Here is a 17,716-nt window from a genome sequence, read left to right as displayed (position 1 = left end):
TTATCCTCGATCAGGCGTTCTACCTCTCCACGCTTGGTTGTACATCACTCTGTGCATTTCTTGATGAATTTGTCGTGTTCGTGCTGGTGCATTTGTAAAACGGAATGTTTCAAAACCACGAGCGGCAGCAGTCGCAGCGTTATAATGGATCGACACAAACAAGTCTGCATTCCAACTGTTAGCCGCTTGAGATCTAGCGGCCAAGCTTACAAACACATCGGTCTGACGGCTCAATCTTACTTCTACGTTTTGGTACTCTGATTGAAGCATATCTCTTAGCACCAATGCCGTACTCAAACATAAATCTTTCTCTCGTAACCCGTTGCCAATAGCACCGGGATCACTCCCCCCATGACCGGGATCGATAAACACACGGACCGGTCGCCCTAAACCAATAGGTAATACCATTATTCTTCCCCCCCACTCTCATCCTCAAGATTCTCAGGATCATCGTCGGATTGAATTCCGTTCATACGAAGTTCTGCGCATTCGTCACTTTTACATTCCGGTTCACCATGATCACCACTTTTAAACAATTCAATTTCAAATTGTTCAATCGGTCTACCACAATACACACATTCTGTGTGCTCACGCATTTACATTCCCCTCACATTTATTATGGAGTAGACAAATTTTATATACCAAAAAGAGTGCTTGCATGATTTAATAGAAAAAAGCTCGTCTACTCCTCATTCTATATAATGCTAAACAGTCAGAAAGGACTTACCAAAGACCTACGCCTTAAGTAATTTTAGTAAGTAAAGATGAATATCTTCACCCCGATTGAATCCGAAATAGAAATGGATGAACAAAGAAAGGATGAATGATTGATGTGGCACCTCAAACGCTTTGATGAACTAGATACGGTAGAACTATATGCTATTTTAAAAGAACGAGTTGATGTCTTTGTGGTCGAGCAAAACTGTTCTTACCCAGAGTTGGATAACATCGATTTCAATTCTTTTCATCTTTTTAAAAAAGAAAATAAAGAAATAGCCGGTTACTTGAGGATCATCCCACCAGGTAATAGTCACCGTTCCTATCGAATTGGGAGGGTAATTGTAAACAAAAGCTTCCGCCAAAGAGGGCTCGGAAATGAATTAATGTCCCGCGCCATGTCGTTCATTCTAACAGAGAAAAAAGCCACGATGATTGAACTTTCCGCCCAAGAATACATTCAACATTTCTATGAATCTCATGGTTTCAAACCAATTTCCGATCTATATTTAGAGGATGGCATTCCTCATGTTGAAATGCTATATAAAAAAGAGGAAGAGTCGTGACTATACGACTCTTCCCCATCATGTTCACTTTTTTTGATGAAGCTTCTCGATTAATGTAGGCAACCAATCCGTTAATGGCATAAAAGAGTAGCCCGATGCCTCAGCTAATGAAACATCTTGATAGGCTGATTTCGGAAAATTAAAAGGCGATTGATTTTGAGGTGAGTCTGGTTCCGAAATAATCGCTTTTACACCTATCACCTCTTCTATCATGGTCATCAACTCTAAAAGACTTACTTGATCGGGGGAGGAAGCGTTCACTGGTCCAAAAAGATTATGCGAACCTATCCAAAACAAAAAAGTTGCAAGATCACCAGCTTCTACAAATGATAATTTCGTATCTTTGTTTGAAATATGAACAGGCTCATGTTTCTTCACTTTTGAAAGGTGAAAATGCAACCGCTCCGTATAATCATCCTCTCCCAAGACAATAGGAGGGCGTACAGCTGTAACAGGAAAACTCGCTTGCTGGAAGAAGACCGCCTCAGCTAAACGCTTCCCTTCACCATAACTAAAATCCTCTTTGGTTCCCATCTTGATTTCATATGTATAAGGATCGAAATCTTTTTCTTCTTTTCGCTCCTTCTCGTCAAAGGCGTATACAGATAACGTTGATGTTAGAACGAAGTGTTTGGTTCGCTCCTTAAAAACGTCACAAGCCAGTTTTGCATCACTTGGTGAAAAGCAAATTTGATCGTAAATGAGGTCCCAGCGTGTGCCTTCAAAAGCGCCTTCCATTGACCCCCTGTCCGAACGATTCACTTTCACCCGTTCAACCTTATCTCCGAACGAATCCTCTTGCTTTCCCCTTGTCGCAACGGTTACATGGTCTCCATTTTCAATAAGCTTCTCAACAAGCCTTTTACCAAAAAAGCGCGTTCCTCCAAGTACCAAAACCTTTCTTCCCATTCTCTGCTCCCCCTTCGATTCTTCACTATAGCTGTTTCTATATAACCTTAAGTAATTCCTTCTTTATAGGTGGGTGATGGGACGGAAAACATTGACAAAGGTTTCCTTACGGTTTAGACTAATTGTGTACTACTACTAATAATACACACATCACACGCATATCATACAAATAAAGGTGGTGAACCGATGTACTTTAACATAGATCCAAAGAAGAATATCCCCCTTTATGAACAGATCATTCAGCAAGTAAAAGAGATGTGTGCAAAAGGGATTCTCACCCCAAATGAAAAGCTTCCCTCTGTGAGGGAACTGAGTGCACAAATTGTAATCAACCCAAACACGGTTAGTAAGGCGTACAAAGAACTGGAACGTCAAGGTGTGATTATGACCATACGTGGGAGAGGAACATTCATTGCAGAAGACTATCAATATACACACGACCCAAGAAAGGTCGATTCGCTTAAGCAAGCGTTGAAAAAAGTGGTTATTGATAGCCATTACGTTGGCATTGAACGCGAAGAGATAGAGAAATGGATGAGCCAATTTTATGAGCAGATCGGAGGAGAAAAGCGTGAAAGTTGAACAGGTTTCCAAACGCATTCACCAACACCAAGTATTAAAAGATATTACATTCGACATTAAACCTGGAAATATCGTAGGGATTATCGGAAGGAACGGTGCCGGAAAAACAACATTGCTACGTACACTCGTAGGCATACTCGATCCAAGCCATGGGGATGTAAAGATCGACGGAAAGAGCATATATAAACATCCCGAAACAAAACAAGATGTCATATTTGTACCAGATTCATCGGAAGCGTTGAAAAGTTACTCTACAAAAGAGCTTGTCAAACTTTATAAAGCCGTTTATCCACGTTTTGAGGAAAAATACTTCAATGATCTCATGGATCGCTTCTCACTGCCGCCAACAAAAAAAATCGGTAATTATTCAAAGGGAATGAAGGCCCTCTTCTCTCTCGTTGTAGCTTTCTCGACCAAAGCTCGCTACATTATTTTAGATGAGCCAACGGACGGCCTTGATGTGATTGTGAAAAGGCGCGTACTTAAAATTCTAGTAGAAGAAGTAGCTTTAAGTGACGTTTCTGTCATCATTTCATCTCACCGCCTTGATGAACTTGAGTTTATGGCCAATGATATTATTATGATTAAAGATGGAAAAGTAGACAGCCATTATGAACTTGATGAAATGAAAAGCATGTACAAGAAAGTTCAAGTAGTCTTCTCCCAATACATGCCAAAAGAGATCGAAAGTCAGGTTAACATCCTAAACCAAACGGGACGCGTATATACAATTATTATTCCTAATGAGAGTACTGGCGTCGAGGCTGCAATAAAAAATGAAAATCCGCTTCTTTTCGAAGAACTCACTATGAGTCTAGAAGACGTTTTTGTGGCAAAGTTAGGAGGAGAAGAATTTGTTTCATAAAGCACTGTGGATACAAAATTATAAACAGTCTAAAATGCTCATTTGGATTCTCACTATCATTTTTGTTATCCACCTACCATTCCAGACGATGATCGCCATAGAAAACTGGCGTGAATACCCACACTTTTATAGCGCAACCGAATATGACATATACCGATTGTTCATCGGTGGATCTCTTCCTTTCTTTGTCCTTATAGCAACAGCAATTTTAGCTGGTCTATTGATCGGAATTGAAAGAAATACGAGACGAAACGACTTTACCTTTTCCCTTCCTTTTAAACGAGGGGATATGTATTTGGCTAAATGGATTTATGGTGCGTTAAGCATTTCTGTTATTCATACAGTAACTTTCTTTACTGCCTATTTAATTCTATTCACATCTGAATATGCTTACCGACTGCAGTGGTTTTCACTTACAGAACTGTTTTTAACTCCACTCATTGGATATGTGTTATTTTTCTCTTTTGCTATGTTTATTGGGACGATTGCCGGAGAAATGATCTCCCAGGTTGTTCTGACCTTTATATTCGCGATCTTCCCATTCGGACTATTTGTACTTCTAGGATACGGATTTGACCTTCACTTCAGATTTAACTGGGAGCCACCGGAGTGGATCTTATATGCAGCACCATTGCTATTCCCTTTCTTAAATCAGCAGGACCAAAGTTTAGTTAACCCACTATTGGTAGCCCTCCCATGGACAATCGCAACACTCGCTATCGGATACTTCTTATACCAAAGAAATAAAGTTGAACACAATGGCGAGTTTCTCCTCTTCAAACAGTTGCAGCCGGTCTTCTTAGTGGGAATTGTTGTCTGCTTCGCCTTGCTTGGGGGCATGCTTATCTCTGCCATAGTCCCATGGGGAATGACGGACCTTCAAGTTATCGCTTATTGGATTGGCTTCTTGGTCTTTGCCTTGTTTAGTTACTTACTTTCAAGACGATTGCTCAGTATGAATGTGACCGTAAAAAACAAATAACCGTCAAGGGTGAAAATGAGGCGATAAACTGCTTTGTTTTCACCCTTTTTCATGGCCGAAAGCCTTGATTAATCAACTTTTGAGAAGGAAATAAAATTTTTGTCGAAAAATGAAATTAAAACGCTTGCAATAGGTGTATATACAAGATAAAATAAGAATCGAGTTAAGAAACTTGTATATACAATAATTCTATAACACATAACTGGTTTAACAAGGCAAGTTCAGAGGTATAAAGGAGCGAGTCCTTTTTTTGCTCATAATCGTTCCAACGTAGGGAATTCTATCAAACAGGTTCTGTTAACCTCGCTTATGAAAACGATTACTTTATTTCCTTTTACTTCAATCGATCCATATATTTTTGTTTTTAAGGAGGATGCAAGATGGCTCAATACGAAAAGCAGGTTAAAGAAATACTCGAAGCCATAGGTGGCGAAGAGAACATTGAAAAAGCCACACATTGTGTAACAAGACTACGAATGTCTTTAAAAGACGAATCCAAGGTGGATTCAGAAAAATTGGAAAGCATCGATATTGTAAAAGGCTCTTTCTCGACGAACGGACAGTTCCAAGTCATTATCGGTCAAGGAACAGTTGATAAGGTTTACAAAGAAATGGTTGCCATGACCGGAATTGGCGAGTCCTCGAAAGAAGATGTAAAGGAAGCCTCTGCATCCAAACAAAATTGGTTGCAACGGGGCGTAAAGATGCTTGCCGATATCTTTATCCCGATCTTACCGGCAATTGTAACGGCTGGTCTTCTTCTCGGAATTAACAACATCCTCACTGGTGAAGGCATTTTCTTCGCCGAATCGGTTGTTGAACGCTTCCCACAATGGGCAGGAATTGCAGAGATGATTAATATCATCGCCAGTGCCGCCTTCGTGTTCTTACCCGCTTTGATTGGTTGGTCGGCAGTCAAGCGGTTTGGGGGTAGCGAGCTGTTAGGTATCGTTTTAGGTTTGATTCTCGTTCACCCGGATCTCCTTAATGCTTGGTCCTATGCCGACGCGAGTGCGGAAGGAAACGTGCCTACATGGAATTTGTTCGGATTTAGTGTTGAAGCCATCGGTTATCAAGGACAAGTCTTACCTGTACTTGTATCTGCTTGGGTTCTAGCTAAGATTGATATTTCTTTAAGAAAACGCGTACCGGATTCCATTCAAATGCTTGTGGTCGCACCTGTTGCCCTACTCGTTACCGGTTTCTTGGCGTTTATCATTATCGGTCCAGTAACATTTACGATTGCAAACGGCATTACAGGTGGATTTGTATGGTTATTCTCCACTCTCCCTGCTATCGGCGGTCTGTTATACGGTGCTGTATATGCACCCCTCGTTATTACAGGTATGCACCACGCATTCCTTGCAGTAGACTTACAACTTGTTGGAACTGGTAACGGAACGTTCTTATGGCCAATCCTTGCTCTATCAAACATTGCACAAGGTTCCGCAGCACTTGCGATCATGTTCGCTACGCGTAATGAAAACATGCGTGGTTTGTCCCTTACATCTTCTGTTTCAGCTTACCTTGGTGTCACGGAACCTGCATTATTTGGGGTAAACCTTCGTTACAAGTTCCCGTTTATCTGTGCGATTATCGGGGCATCTGTAGCAGGTATGTTCATTACCATGAATGGTGTACTTGCAAACTCAATCGGAATCGGTGGTTTGCCTGGTATTCTCTCCATCATTCCGGACTTTTGGCTCTCTTTCTTTATCGGTATGATTATTGCAGTCGCTGTTCCCTTTGTTCTAACGTTCTTATACGCGAAGTTCGTTACAAAGGAAAAAGTATAAAAATGATAACAAGCATCCAGTCTTTTGAAGGCTGGATGCTTGTTTTGTTTGTCGTTCAATTACTAACATGTTTAAATGTTACCCTAACCTGTTTATGCCTCGCTTCTCCTTTCCACTAGAAGTAGCCCTTCGTAACACTTCGCCGGCAGCATCGGATCGTGTGCAGCGGAGCCTCACGAATTGACTTCTGTGTCATTGACTGAATTATTGAATGTCATACTTGTTTTGGGCTTGTTTGGATAACCTAATTGGGTGATTAAAATGGACACAAAATCCATGACATATTTCGAGGGGATTGAGGGAATAGGTAGCTTTAGCCAATGTGTCGGCAGTCAGGAGGTCGTCTATGAAGAACAATTCACTCTACCGCATTACTGTAATTGTCACAATGTTTATTAAGTTTTTAACACAGCTCTATTTCTTTAACAAACGCAACCCCCACTGGGATGCAGAAACAAAAGAAAAATGGGAAAAACTCCTCCAAAACCAGGCGTCGGAATACCGATACAAAGCAATCAAACTTGAAGGGTTAATGATTAAAGCCGGACAATTCTTAAGTTCTAGAGCTGATCTTTTCCCTGAGGTTTTTCTAAAGGAATTGGAGGATTTAATTGATCGGGTCCCACCGGTCCCTGCCAGAATCTCCAGGCAAATCCTCGAAAAGGAATGGGGCAGAAATATCGGGGATTGGCTCGAGTCGATCAGTGACCAACCAGTGGCCTCTGCTTCTATCGGAGAAGTGTATAAAGGCCGACTACACAATGGCGAAGATGTAGCCATAAAAATCCAGCGCCATAATATCGAGAAGATATTCAAAACCGACTTTAAAGCTCTACGAATCGTTCTATGGATTGCGAAAAGGTTTACGAAGTTCGGTAAGCAAGCGGACTTAAAATCTCTCCACACAGAGCTTGTAAGAGTCATGGGAGACGAACTGAACTTCTCAAAAGAGCTTAAAAACGGGGTTTATTTCAAGAAACGCTTTCATGATAATGAAAACTTGTATATCCCTCACTACTATGAAGATTTCTCAACCCGCCGAGTCCTCGTGATGGAGTGGATTGATGCTGAAAAAATGAATAATACATCTTTTCTAAAAAAGAATAACATCAACCAAAAACAATTGGCAGAGCGGGTTTTTCAATTCTTCATGGATCAATTATTGGACGATGGAATGTTTCATGCCGACCCTCATCCGGGAAACATTCTAGTGAAACGTGATGGTACATTGGTGGTGCTTGATTTCGGGATGGTCGGTGAGATCAAAAAACAAGATGCGCTTAAATTAAGAAAGATTGTTCAAGGGCTCGTCCTAGAAGACTACCCCCTTGTTGTCAAACAACTCCAAGAGCTTGGGTTTCTTCTACCTCATGCCAATAAACATAAGCTCCAAGCAATCCTTAAACAATCCGTTGAGGCCTACTTGGAAAATGGCATTGGTACAGTCGACCAAGAATTAATTGGCGAGATCTTTGAAGACCTCCAAGAACTTGTTCAAGAACAACCCATTCAACTCCCTACCGAGTTTGCATTTCTCGGTAGGGCCGCCTCCATTGCATTAGGACTTCTGACGATCGTCGACCCCGAGATTGATTTTATCAGACTTGGAAAACCTGTCGTCCAAGAGTGGATCAACGATACAGAAGAAGAGGAAGGAAGCTTGCAGTTTCAAGTTCTTAAAGATTCGGCGAAACCTTTACTCGCCGTTCCACGTAACTTAAATGAGTGGCTTCAAGGGCCTAAGTACGCAAGAAGGGCTGAAACAAGAAGAGAATGGCGTGGTTATGATCATCACCGCTACCTTCTTTTAATCGGTATATCCAGCTTGACCTTTTTTATCAGCCTTACGTTCTTGTTTGTAAGCATGCTGATGGCACTTGAAGAATTACTGTATGTCACTGCCGGATTGTCCACTTTCAGTATCGTCATGAGCGGGTTCTTTTTGTACCGTCACAAACGATGGGTTTCAGGATTTAGGGAAAACGATTGAACTATACTAAGGAGTGATAAGCATGAGTGATTTATTAAAAAAAGGATTTTTAATCGGACTTGGAGCTGCTGTAACAAGCAAAGAAAAGGCTGAAAAATACTTCCAAGAGCTGATTGTTAAAGGAAAAGTAACGCCGGACGAGGCGAATGAAATGTTTGAGGCTTTTGAAAAAAAGGGAACTGAAACAGAAGAAACATGGAATCGCCGCTCAAAAGAGAAAGCACAACGATTCTTCAGTGACCTCGACCTTGCTTCCAAAGGAGAAGTGGCCGCTCTCGAGCAACGTATAAAGGAACTTGATGCACGACTTGCTGCTTTAGAAAACAACGGTGATGACTCGCAAGCCTTGGACAATGATCCTGTTCCGTTTGAAGAACCAACTAAGGATGAACAATAAGCCCATCTAATAAAGTCTGCCGCAGAAACTTGCGGCAGGCTTTTTTGTGATTTTTGCTTTGGTCTACGCATTTAGTAATATCTTACATCCTCCTTTTTGTATAAGAACACGGCACTAACTCAACCTATACATATCATTAAAGCAAAGGAGCAGGATTTATGAATATATCTGAACTTCATTCCGGCGATACGGTTTATGTGATCTATAGAAACCCCCACACACAAAACGTAGCACAAATTCAAGAAGCTTCGATTATCGAAGACCCCCACAACCCTGGAAGCATGAGTTTGTTTTTGTTTGAAGAACACTACCCATTAACAGACGAATATGCTATGTATTCCAGCTATCAAGAAGCTGAACAAATGTACAATGAATACTTTGACATCCCTCAAGATTAGGACTTGTATTAGAGAATATAGAAACGAAAGGTGTGAAAACCTGTGATTAAGCCCTTTATGCCTCAGTTGGTATACATTGAACCCGGAGCTTTAGAGTACCCTCTTGGTGTCGAGTTAAAGAAAAAGTTCGAGGATATTGGTATCGAGATTCGTAGTACGACATCCCACAACCAAGTGCGTAACATTCCTGGTGAAAATCACCTGCAAAAGTACCGCAATGCTAAGTCTACTCTCGTTGTAGGTGTGAGGAAAACGTTGAAGTTCGATACGTCTAAGCCCTCTGCAGAATACGCAATCCCTCTCGCCACTGGTTGTATGGGGCATTGCCAATACTGTTATTTGCAAACGACGATGGGAGACAAGCCTTATATTCGCACATACGTCAACCTTGATGAGATTTTTAAGCAAGCAGAGGACTATATGACCGAACGAGCTCCTCAGGACACACGTTTCGAAGCTGCCTGTACGTCTGATATCGTCGGTATAGATCATTTAACCCATTCATTAAAAAAAGCGATTGAGTACTTCGGTAATTCCGAAAATGGAAAGTTGCGGTTTGTTACAAAGTATCATCATGTGGATCACTTGCTTGATGCCGATCACAAAGGAAAAACCCGCTTCCGCTTTAGCATCAATGCCGATTATGTCATAAAAAATTTCGAACAAGGAACGTCTCCTCTCGATTACAGAATTCAAGCCGCGGGAAAAGTCGCTAAAGCAGGTTATCCTCTAGGTTTTATCGTGGCCCCTATTTACATCCACGAAGGGTGGAAAGAAGGATACGAGGAAATGTTTAAGAAATTGGATTCCGAGCTTTCAGAACAGGCCCGTGATGATTTAACGTTTGAACTGATTCAACACCGATTTACCAAGCCTGCTAAAAAAAGAATCCAAAAAAATTACCCAATGACAAAGCTTGAGCTAGATGAAGAAAAGCGAAAGTACAAATGGGGCAAATATGGAATTGGTAAATACGTCTATCAAACGGACGAGCAAGAAGACCTAAAAGAAACCCTTCACAGTTACATCGAGAAGTACTTTCCTAACGCAAAGCTGGAATACTTTACGTAAACGATTTAAGACAAGCATCGCTTAAAAGGTGCTTGTCTTTTCGTTGTGCCAGGGTGACAAGCTTGCTTTCATCTTTCTCCCACCCGAGACCGACTCTTTTTGCTCGGATTCAGTATATTCTCGGCATGATTCATTATAAATGACAAGGATTCAATATATCCTTTTCCTTATTCATTATAAGTGACTAAGGATTCATTATATCTTGTGTAATATTCATCATAAGTACCCGAGCCGATCAATGCTTCCCTCTCTGATATGATCAATCCCCCATAATAAAGGATATACACGCCCCCCTTCTACTCCTCCCCTACCAGTGCCATCTTCCAAATGCGCTCAGTCTCTTCTTGATTGACTTTACTTTCTGTGATGCGACTTAACGTCTTTTCTAAAGGCAGATAGGCTCTGAGTAACTCCCCAAGCAACCTATCCTGATGATAGAAATCAGGCCTGTGTTCCAACTTTCTAAGGCGTTTTTGTTGCTCCACTGAAAGGGGACTCCGTTTCCCTTCTATTTTTGCCCAGTCCATTGGTGCATTTGGTACGTTGCCTTTTTCCACAAGCCATCCATTCGCAATGGACCAACGGATGGAATCGATACACTGGTGCGCATAGTACCATTCCCCTCGCATCGCTCTTCGGTAGGCTTCGTGAACGTAGGCAAGTGTCTTCCCCCTCCACCTTTTGAAATCTTCCTTTGTAAACGAATACGACAACCTGTCAGACTCATCAAGCATCGCAGTTACGATACCGGTTGGATCATATACGATCAGAATGTCTTTTTGCCATACAGAAGCCTCTAATTCACTTGCTTTATAAAAAAACAAGTCGACCTTAAAAAAGCCATCATAATGAGCAATCGTATAAGGGGCTTGGTCACCCAAGTCTTCAAAGAACAAGACATGTCCCCATTTTCGTGCAAGTTCTTTCTTTATACCCACAAACAAAGTAAAATGCCTATCTTCAACCACCACCCGTACATCCAAATCCGAATAAAGATCCATCGTTCCAGAAGCCATTGATCCTCCGTAAAAAAGCCCAACCACACCTTGAGTATTAGTCAATTCTTTCTCTAGCCTCTCTCTCACAATTTCACGTTTAATTGGGATCTGTTGATCTCGATTGATGTTCACTCAAACAGCCTCCTCATTAAAATTAAGTGGTCGAAAAAGAGATAAACCAAACTTCTTCAATGCCTGAAGTATCACCTTACTTCTATACGCCAGGATGGTAATCCTCTGTATAAGAATGGACAAAAAAGCCCCAGAGGGTTGCGTTTCCCTCTGAGGCATTGAACTAAAATTGACGTCCAAAGATATTTAGATATCCAAACATATAAGAAGCAAAAACCGTTGCGAAAAATACGAACACAAATGCGGAAAGAAAAACCCAGTCCCTTTTTCGAACTGTCATTTTATGATAGTGAGAGCGCTCTGTAGAGCCTGTAAATCCTTTTGATTCCATTGCCACAGCTACTCGTTCTGCCTTTCGTATTGCATTTGCAAGTAGGGGGATTGCATACCGGCGAAACTGTTGAATTCTTCCTTTGATACCTTTTGCTCTACCGACCCCTCTAATTTTATGAGCTTGACGCAGCACTTCCATTTCGTGTTTGAAAGTAGGTAAAAAGCGATAACCTGCCAAAATACCGAACGTGAGCTTAGGTGGGAGCTTCGCTTGTTGCATCAAACTCAACATGAATTTGGTCGAATCCGTTGTAAGCACAAACATGAGTGACAGCGCTACAAGACACAGTGAACGAAGACCCAAGCTAAGAGCAACCATCAGTGCCCCTTCTGTAACCTCAAACCACCAAAAAGAGAACAAAATACGTCCGTCACTGAACGTATCGCTTGAGTACAGCATCGTCATCCACGAAAAGCTGAGCGCTACAAACACGAAAGGAGTAAAAATAAGTAGCCAACGCTTTAAAGACAGATCACTTAACAGAAACGTCATGGCAATGGTAAAGATGAGATAAACAAAAGGTGTAAACGGATCAAAAACGAAAGCAAGTAACAGGCCAGGAACGAAAATGGTTACGGCTTTCATTGTCGGGTTGATTGAATTAAGCATGGCCAACAACCTCTTTTCTCTCCATCCGTTTCAACTCTTGTTGTAAGCGAACTTGGTAAGGGAGACGAAGTTTTGCCTTTTCTAATAGACTTTTTTCGCTCCATAATTCAGATGGGACCCCTTCGTAAGCAACTTCGCCCTCATTTAACACATAAACTCGGTCACAATAGTTATTGACGAGATCCATGTCATGAGTGACGAAAACAATGGCGGTACCTTGGTTTCTTAAGTCCGTAATCATGTTCATAAGCTCATGGGTCGTTCTCGCGTCCTGACCAAATGTAGGCTCATCAAAAAGAAGTAAACGAGGCGTTTCGTCAAGCATGGTCGCCACACTCAATCTCCTTTTTTGACCACCACTTAAAGAAAAAGGATTTGCCCACCTCTTTTTCTCCAAATGAAACTTATCCATTAGATACTCGGTACGGTCATTTACATCCTCTTCCTTTTTGCCATTCAAGGTCATACCAAAGGAAATTTCTTCGTAAACCGTATCGGTAATGAATTGGTGCTCTGGATTTTGAAAAACGAAACCTAGTTCACGGCGTAATTCACGTTCATCCCACTTCTCATACTCTTTATTTATGAAACGCCGCTTCCCTTCTTTTGTTGTTAAAATCCCGGCCATGATTTGAAGTAGTGTGGACTTCCCAGCTCCATTTTCACCAACGATGCCCACAAATTCACCTTTTCTCAAAGAAAGGTCTACACCATTCAAAATGGGGATATGTTTCTTTCTGAAAAAGGAGACCCCCTTCAATTCAAGGATCACTTCTTGATTTTCCTCTTGGATACCGGAAGACTTCACTTTTTCCTCTAACGCCGATTCCCCTAAAACGTTAAGGAGCTCGGCTTCAGTAAGTGGCTTAGCATAAGTGGAACTTGCTTGAGCTGTTTTAACGACTTTGGGTAAATGGATACCCTCACCAACCATCTCTTTGTAGCGGTCATAAAACGCTTCATGAGGCGGACAATCCGCAATTAACTGACCATGACGATTCATGGCAAGAACACGATCCGTTTGCTCAACCCAATCATCAAGTTGGTGTTCGATAATCAGCACACTCATATTCCACTCCTGTTTAAGTTTGTATATGAGTTGGATAAATTCATAACGAGAAGCAGGATCAAGGTTGGCTGTCGGTTCATCCAAGATGAGCAGGGATGGGTTTAACAATAGAACAGAGGCAAGAGCTACCTTTTGTTTTTGCCCACCCGACAATTCATGGATGTTTCGTTGCCTAAACGCGGTCATTCCTACGGATTCTAGAACGTGATCCATCTTTCTGTCCATTTGCTCTCTTGGTACCTGCAAATTCTCCATGGTAAATGCCAGTTCATTCTCCACTGTAATCATGCAAAACTGACTCTCAGGATCCTGAAATACGACGCCCACACGTTGGTTTAACTCACCAGGTTTGAAGTCTTCAATCGGTCTCCCTTCAAACCGAATACTGCCTTTTGCATACCCTTCAACCGCTTCAGGATACAACCCGTTAAGGCAAAGAGCCAGGGTACTCTTCCCGGCTCCACTTGGCCCCATCAAAAGAACCGTTTCATTTTTTCTAATCGAAAACGTCAACTCGTTAAAGAGAGGGTCAAAAGGATTGCTTTCATAGTCAAACGAGTAGTTTTCAACGTCTACAAGCGTGTTGTTAAGATGCTTTTTGTTCACGCTTTGCCTGCCACTCCTTTCCAAGTGCATAGCTTCTTAGTACTCCTGTATTTGCAAGTTGATCACTAATCCACTTACCTAAGAGCCCCGCCAATAATGCACCACTGATACAACGGACGATGAACATAGCCAGTACCATTGAGGTAGAAAGAGCCGCAAATCCTGAGATAAACCAGCCCCACACGAAGCTAAAGATGGCCGCTGAAACCCCAGCCAAAACGAGGACACTCAAATTGTAATTCTTCCACCGAGTCGCAGCGAAAACTACTTCTGCTCCGAGTCCTTGAATGAGACCGGATAAAATAAGTCGAGGTCCAGCTGGACTACCGATAAGAACTTGAATCGTAGCCGCAATTGTTTCAGAAATTAATGCGGCTCCAGGTTTTCTTATGATATAAGCCGTGATAATTGAAACGATAAACCAAATCCCGAAAATCACTTCGTATCCAAATGGGCCGAGACCAAAAGGAGCTAACACGTTCCTCAGGCCTTGACCAAAGAAGTAAAACATCAAATAAATCACGCCGAAGACGACGCCTAAAATGGACATTAAAACAATTTCTCTCAGTTTCCACGCGTTTGACATTCCGTGCACCGTCCTTTATTTATCTTTCGTTGATGGGCTATTTGCAGATACTGCTGCTGTCATGGTTACATGACTTCGCTCATGTGTCTTAGATGCATTAACGAAAGACTCTTCAAGGCTTTGGAAGACATTATGAACATCTCCGTCTAAACGACTCGCATAGTGAACGCCTTTTGTAAAAGTACCGTGCTCGTCAGCTACCGCTACTTGATCGGCAATCACTTGCATGTAATCAGGGTTATTCATTGGATAAAGAGCGAATTGAGTAGCTACTTCTACTTGTTCCACTCTGGCTTGTTCTTCGTTCAATCGTACATCGTCTTCTGACATGTATGTGTCTGCATCTGAATCTCCAGGGCAACCAATTGAAAATGTACCGTTAAAGACGACGTGTACGCCAGTTTTAGCCGCATGTGTGAAGATGGCTTTTGTAACATCAAATACGTGCTCACTTCTGCCTCTCACACACGTACTTACATCATCTGTTTGCATCCATACTTTAGCCGTGTCCACTTCTTCTAATGCACCTTTAATAATGTCTACAAAGTTATCAGCCATCGGATAGATGGAAAAACGACAACCTACGATTCTACTTGTTCCACAACTTAGTCCTTGCATTTGAAAATCTCCTCCAGTTTTATCTGTTTATTCAACAAGTCCGGTCGCTAAATGAAATAAAAAAACTGCACTTCTCATATTTGAGAAATGCAGTGTTAGTCAACAAAAACAAGCGCAATGATACGCTAAAGACGTCTACTGCACTTCCCCACGCTAGTATTACCTAGTTCGGGTTCAAAGGGTTAACAGGAATTTCACCTGAATCTCAGCTATTAAAACCAGTTACGGTTCTTTAAGCACCCCTAGTGCGAACACGGAGTATGTTGTTACTTGTATTCTAACCACAAACCATTGTACTTGTAAACTATTAAAGGTTTAGTTTTTCCATTCTTCTTTTAAAATTCCGTAAATTGCGTGATCAATGTAGTGATCTCGTATAAATTCTGCTTGCCTTACCGTACCTTCGTACGTAAATCCCAGACGTTCTGCCACCGCTCTGCTTTTTTTATTGTGAACACCAGCTCGGATTTCCAATCGGTTCAACCCGATCGTATGGAAAGCATAGGTAGTAAGTGCTCGAGCAGAAGACGTAATCAAGCCTTTCCCTTGGTACTTTTCCCCTAGCCAATATCCTAGGCTCGTTTTTTTATTAGCATAGTCAATGTCATGAAAAGCGATCGTACCGGCCACTTCATCTTGATATAAAATGGCACATGTAAGGCTTCTTTGCTCACCAAAGCTTTTCATTGTTGAGCGAATAAACGTTTTCGTGTCTTCAACAGTTTTTGTATTGGGAGCCCACGGCATCCATTCACTTAAATACACGCGCCCTTCATCTGTTAGATGAAAAAGAGCTTCTCCATGCTTTTCCTGAAGGATTTCAAGTTTTGTTTGTTCGTTGATTATGTGATAAAACACGTGTATATCCTCCTTGGTTTTAAAAAAGGTACTGAAAGAGGTTATTTGTTTTTTCAATGGCTTCAGTTACACATGGTACCGTCATCTGTTACGGACCTTCTGCAATAATGTCTCGTTTCAACTTCTACCAAATGCCACACCTCTTCCGACTGATCCAGGTGAAGCAAATAGTCAGATCCAGCAACAGCATCATCTTTTAGTCCCCATAACAGAATTAGCACTTTCCCTTCACCTGAATCGTGGTCCAGATACGTACGAATAGCCAACTCCTCTTCCGTGTCCATGTATACTTCCATTTCCCTCTCTCTTACCCAGTCGAGCGCAAGGGCTCCCATAGATGAATACATGCTTTCTCCTTCACGGTAGCGTTCACTTTCTTCACCTTCGTATGATTGCCACTCTGTCACACCGGGCTCGAAGCCTAACTCTTCTTCCATGGCTGTTTGAACCTGAGAAAACCAAAACTGCGTATAAAAGTCGTGGTCAGGATTCAGTTGAAGCCGAGCCTCGTCTGAGTCGGCTTCTTCCTCTTTTTTCTCTACCTCGGTCTCCTCTTGATGTTTGTTTTCTTCAATTTCTTGTTCTAGTTGTTCAATGATTTCTTTTAGCTCTCCAATCTCAGCATCTTTTTCTTGGAGCCTTTGCTCATACTCTTCTTCGAGTGCTATTTGATCCCGATGATCGGTCTCTTCGATTTTTTCACTATCGTTTGAACCTGTTTCTTGACTAGTACAGCCTGCTAAAAGGATAAAAAGAAAGGACACGAAAAAGATTCGTTTCACATCATTCACTCTCCTTTTGATGCGTGAAGGCACTGAAAAAATTCAAGTTTGTCTTTTTCCATGCCTTTCTTTCGTTGTGAGGATCTTGTCTCTGTGGTATCAGAGTTAAGTCTTCGGTCGTTGGTATGCGATCGGTTCTTTACATCCGGACGTTCTCTTCTTCGAGCATAAAGTCAACTACTCTTTCAACGTGAAGTTGCGTGGAGTCGAAGATGGGGAGATCTACATCGTTTTGATTGATGAGCATATGTAACTCCGTGCACCCTAAAACGATACCATGAACCCCTTCTCCATACATTTTTTCTACTACTTCAAGCATCCTCTTTCTCGAAGTATCTCTTACTTTTCCTACGCATAGCTCTTCAAATATAACGTGGTGAATCAATTCACGGTCGTTTTTTTCAGGAATAACAACATTCAAGCCATGTTCCTTCAAGCGCTCGATCATAAACGGTTCTTCCATTGTATAGCGGGTGCCAAGGAGAGCGATACTTTTAGTGTTTCTCATCTTTATACTTTCCGCAATGGCATCTCCGATATGGATAAGAGGGATGGAAACGGCATCTTCAATGACCGAAGCAAGCTTATGCATCGTACTCGAGGAAATCATAATCCCTTCGGCTCCACTTAACTCCAAGTTTTTCGCTATGCGAGCAAGCTCATCACCCGCCTCTGTCCATTTCCCCTCTCTTTGCATTTGCTCGATCGGCGCGAAGTCCAAACTGTGAATGATACATGAAGCGGAATGAAGTCCACCTAAACGTTTTTTTACATATTCGTTTAACAGCCTGTAATATATTTGTGTTGATTCCCAGCTCATTCCACCAATCACACCAATTGTCTTCATGACT

Annotated in this window: 20 protein-coding genes and 1 riboswitch; of the genes, 9 read left to right on the top strand and 11 right to left on the bottom strand. The window is 41.7% G+C overall.

The window, feature by feature from the left end:
* Entirely contained in the window at window positions 1-408 is a 408-nt protein-coding gene (locus G476_RS23165) for an N-acetylmuramoyl-L-alanine amidase family protein (protein ID WP_051314649.1), read from the bottom strand.
* Window positions 408-596, bottom strand: coding sequence for a hypothetical protein (locus G476_RS21235; protein WP_035186111.1), 189 nt, complete (start codon window positions 594-596; stop codon window positions 408-410). The genes G476_RS23165 and G476_RS21235 overlap by 1 nt, the downstream gene beginning before the upstream one ends.
* A 234-nt stretch (window positions 597-830) precedes the next feature.
* Between G476_RS21235 and G476_RS0104395 the strand changes: the two genes are divergently transcribed.
* Complete coding sequence (locus G476_RS0104395) at window positions 831-1,283, top strand: GNAT family N-acetyltransferase (protein WP_342664034.1); 453 nt, start codon at window positions 831-833, stop codon at window positions 1,281-1,283.
* Between the two features lie 24 nt (window positions 1,284-1,307).
* On the opposite strand, the gene G476_RS0104390 is transcribed toward G476_RS0104395, so the two are convergent.
* Entirely contained in the window at window positions 1,308-2,192 is an 885-nt protein-coding gene (locus tag G476_RS0104390; RefSeq protein ID WP_026689010.1) for an NAD-dependent epimerase/dehydratase family protein, read from the bottom strand.
* A gap of 186 nt (window positions 2,193-2,378) precedes the next feature.
* On the opposite strand from G476_RS0104390, the gene G476_RS0104385 reads away from it, so the two are divergent.
* The 8 genes from G476_RS0104385 (at window position 2,379) to splB (ending at window position 10,273) form a co-directional block, all read left to right on the top strand.
* A complete protein-coding gene (locus G476_RS0104385) occupies window positions 2,379-2,774 on the top strand; it encodes a GntR family transcriptional regulator (RefSeq protein ID WP_026689009.1) in 396 nt (131 codons plus the stop codon).
* Entirely contained in the window at window positions 2,764-3,639 is an 876-nt protein-coding gene (locus tag G476_RS0104380) for an ABC transporter ATP-binding protein (RefSeq protein WP_026689008.1), read from the top strand. Before G476_RS0104385 ends, G476_RS0104380 begins: the two co-directional genes overlap by 11 nt.
* Window positions 3,629-4,621 carry an ABC-2 transporter permease gene (locus tag G476_RS0104375; RefSeq protein WP_026689007.1) on the top strand — a complete coding sequence of 331 codons (993 nt, stop codon included), beginning with the start codon at window positions 3,629-3,631 and terminating at the stop codon, window positions 4,619-4,621. Before G476_RS0104380 ends, G476_RS0104375 begins: the two co-directional genes overlap by 11 nt.
* Window positions 4,622-5,001: 380 nt before the next feature.
* Window positions 5,002-6,417 (top strand): PTS system trehalose-specific EIIBC component, encoded by a 1,416-nt coding sequence (treP, locus tag G476_RS0104370; RefSeq protein ID WP_026689006.1) that lies wholly within the window; start codon window positions 5,002-5,004, stop codon window positions 6,415-6,417.
* 346 nt (window positions 6,418-6,763) lie between these two features.
* Complete coding sequence (locus G476_RS0104365) at window positions 6,764-8,407, top strand: ABC1 kinase family protein (RefSeq protein WP_026689005.1); 1,644 nt, start codon at window positions 6,764-6,766, stop codon at window positions 8,405-8,407.
* A 22-nt stretch (window positions 8,408-8,429) separates the two neighbouring features.
* Window positions 8,430-8,804 (top strand): phasin family protein, encoded by a 375-nt coding sequence (locus tag G476_RS21230; protein WP_051314648.1) that lies wholly within the window; start codon window positions 8,430-8,432, stop codon window positions 8,802-8,804.
* Between the two features lie 158 nt (window positions 8,805-8,962).
* A complete protein-coding gene (locus tag G476_RS0104355) occupies window positions 8,963-9,202 on the top strand; it encodes a transcriptional regulator SplA domain-containing protein (RefSeq protein ID WP_026689004.1) in 240 nt (79 codons plus the stop codon).
* 42 nt (window positions 9,203-9,244) lie between these two features.
* A complete protein-coding gene (gene splB / locus G476_RS0104350; protein WP_026689003.1) occupies window positions 9,245-10,273 on the top strand; it encodes a spore photoproduct lyase in 1,029 nt (342 codons plus the stop codon).
* A 296-nt stretch (window positions 10,274-10,569) separates the two neighbouring features.
* Here the strand turns inward: splB and G476_RS21225 are convergent, their stop codons facing one another.
* From G476_RS21225 to G476_RS0104310, 8 genes are all read right to left on the bottom strand, one after another.
* Entirely contained in the window at window positions 10,570-11,403 is an 834-nt protein-coding gene (locus G476_RS21225) for a nucleotidyltransferase domain-containing protein (protein WP_051314647.1), read from the bottom strand.
* A 163-nt stretch (window positions 11,404-11,566) separates the two neighbouring features.
* Window positions 11,567-12,346 (bottom strand): energy-coupling factor transporter transmembrane component T family protein, encoded by a 780-nt coding sequence (locus tag G476_RS0104340; protein WP_026689002.1) that lies wholly within the window; start codon window positions 12,344-12,346, stop codon window positions 11,567-11,569.
* The gene (locus tag G476_RS0104335) at window positions 12,339-14,021 is read right to left on the bottom strand and encodes an ABC transporter ATP-binding protein (protein WP_035186107.1); all 1,683 of its coding nucleotides are present in this window, start codon (window positions 14,019-14,021) and stop codon (window positions 12,339-12,341) included. Before G476_RS0104335 ends, G476_RS0104340 begins: the two co-directional genes overlap by 8 nt.
* Window positions 14,002-14,607 (bottom strand): ECF transporter S component, encoded by a 606-nt coding sequence (locus tag G476_RS0104330; RefSeq protein ID WP_026689000.1) that lies wholly within the window; start codon window positions 14,605-14,607, stop codon window positions 14,002-14,004. The genes G476_RS0104335 and G476_RS0104330 overlap by 20 nt, the downstream gene beginning before the upstream one ends.
* Before the next feature lie 15 nt (window positions 14,608-14,622).
* On the bottom strand, window positions 14,623-15,225 hold the full coding sequence (locus tag G476_RS0104325; protein WP_026688999.1) for a YkoF family thiamine/hydroxymethylpyrimidine-binding protein: 603 nt from the start codon (window positions 15,223-15,225) through the stop codon (window positions 14,623-14,625).
* Window positions 15,226-15,353: 128 nt separating this feature from the next.
* Window positions 15,354-15,479, bottom strand: a riboswitch (TPP riboswitch).
* 61 nt (window positions 15,480-15,540) lie between these two features.
* The gene (locus G476_RS0104320) at window positions 15,541-16,083 is read right to left on the bottom strand and encodes a GNAT family N-acetyltransferase (RefSeq protein ID WP_026688998.1); all 543 of its coding nucleotides are present in this window, start codon (window positions 16,081-16,083) and stop codon (window positions 15,541-15,543) included.
* Window positions 16,084-16,145: 62 nt separating this feature from the next.
* Entirely contained in the window at window positions 16,146-16,865 is a 720-nt protein-coding gene (locus G476_RS0104315) for a hypothetical protein (protein ID WP_026688997.1), read from the bottom strand.
* 139 nt (window positions 16,866-17,004) lie between these two features.
* A complete protein-coding gene (locus G476_RS0104310; RefSeq protein WP_026688996.1) occupies window positions 17,005-17,712 on the bottom strand; it encodes an aspartate/glutamate racemase family protein in 708 nt (235 codons plus the stop codon).
* Window positions 17,713-17,716: the final 4 nt, after the last annotated feature.

Source organism: Alteribacter aurantiacus DSM 18675, from assembly GCF_000429705.1.
GTDB classification, from domain to species: Bacteria; Bacillota; Bacilli; order Bacillales; family Salisediminibacteriaceae; genus Alteribacter; species Alteribacter aurantiacus.
The sequence above is the reverse complement of the archived record's forward strand: the minus strand, read 5'-3'. Positions and strand labels throughout refer to the sequence as shown.

What these genes read in the sequence shown, in the direction of transcription:
- G476_RS23165 (WP_051314649.1), bottom strand. Translation starts at nt 408, where the DNA reads ATGGTATTACCTATTGGTTTAGGGCGACCGGTCCGTGTGTTTATCGAT.
- G476_RS21235 (WP_035186111.1), bottom strand. Translation starts at nt 596, where the DNA reads ATGCGTGAGCACACAGAATGTGTGTATTGTGGTAGACCGATTGAACAA.
- G476_RS0104395 (WP_342664034.1), top strand. Translation starts at nt 831, where the DNA reads ATGTGGCACCTCAAACGCTTTGATGAACTAGATACGGTAGAACTATAT.
- G476_RS0104390 (WP_026689010.1), bottom strand. Translation starts at nt 2,192, where the DNA reads ATGGGAAGAAAGGTTTTGGTACTTGGAGGAACGCGCTTTTTTGGTAAA.
- G476_RS0104385 (WP_026689009.1), top strand. Translation starts at nt 2,379, where the DNA reads ATGTACTTTAACATAGATCCAAAGAAGAATATCCCCCTTTATGAACAG.
- treP (WP_026689006.1), top strand. Translation starts at nt 5,002, where the DNA reads ATGGCTCAATACGAAAAGCAGGTTAAAGAAATACTCGAAGCCATAGGT.
- G476_RS0104365 (WP_026689005.1), top strand. Translation starts at nt 6,764, where the DNA reads ATGAAGAACAATTCACTCTACCGCATTACTGTAATTGTCACAATGTTT.
- G476_RS21230 (WP_051314648.1), top strand. Translation starts at nt 8,430, where the DNA reads ATGAGTGATTTATTAAAAAAAGGATTTTTAATCGGACTTGGAGCTGCT.
- G476_RS0104355 (WP_026689004.1), top strand. Translation starts at nt 8,963, where the DNA reads ATGAATATATCTGAACTTCATTCCGGCGATACGGTTTATGTGATCTAT.
- G476_RS0104340 (WP_026689002.1), bottom strand. Translation starts at nt 12,346, where the DNA reads ATGCTTAATTCAATCAACCCGACAATGAAAGCCGTAACCATTTTCGTT.
- G476_RS0104330 (WP_026689000.1), bottom strand. Translation starts at nt 14,607, where the DNA reads ATGTCAAACGCGTGGAAACTGAGAGAAATTGTTTTAATGTCCATTTTA.
- G476_RS0104325 (WP_026688999.1), bottom strand. Translation starts at nt 15,225, where the DNA reads ATGCAAGGACTAAGTTGTGGAACAAGTAGAATCGTAGGTTGTCGTTTT.
- G476_RS0104310 (WP_026688996.1), bottom strand. Translation starts at nt 17,712, where the DNA reads ATGAAGACAATTGGTGTGATTGGTGGAATGAGCTGGGAATCAACACAA.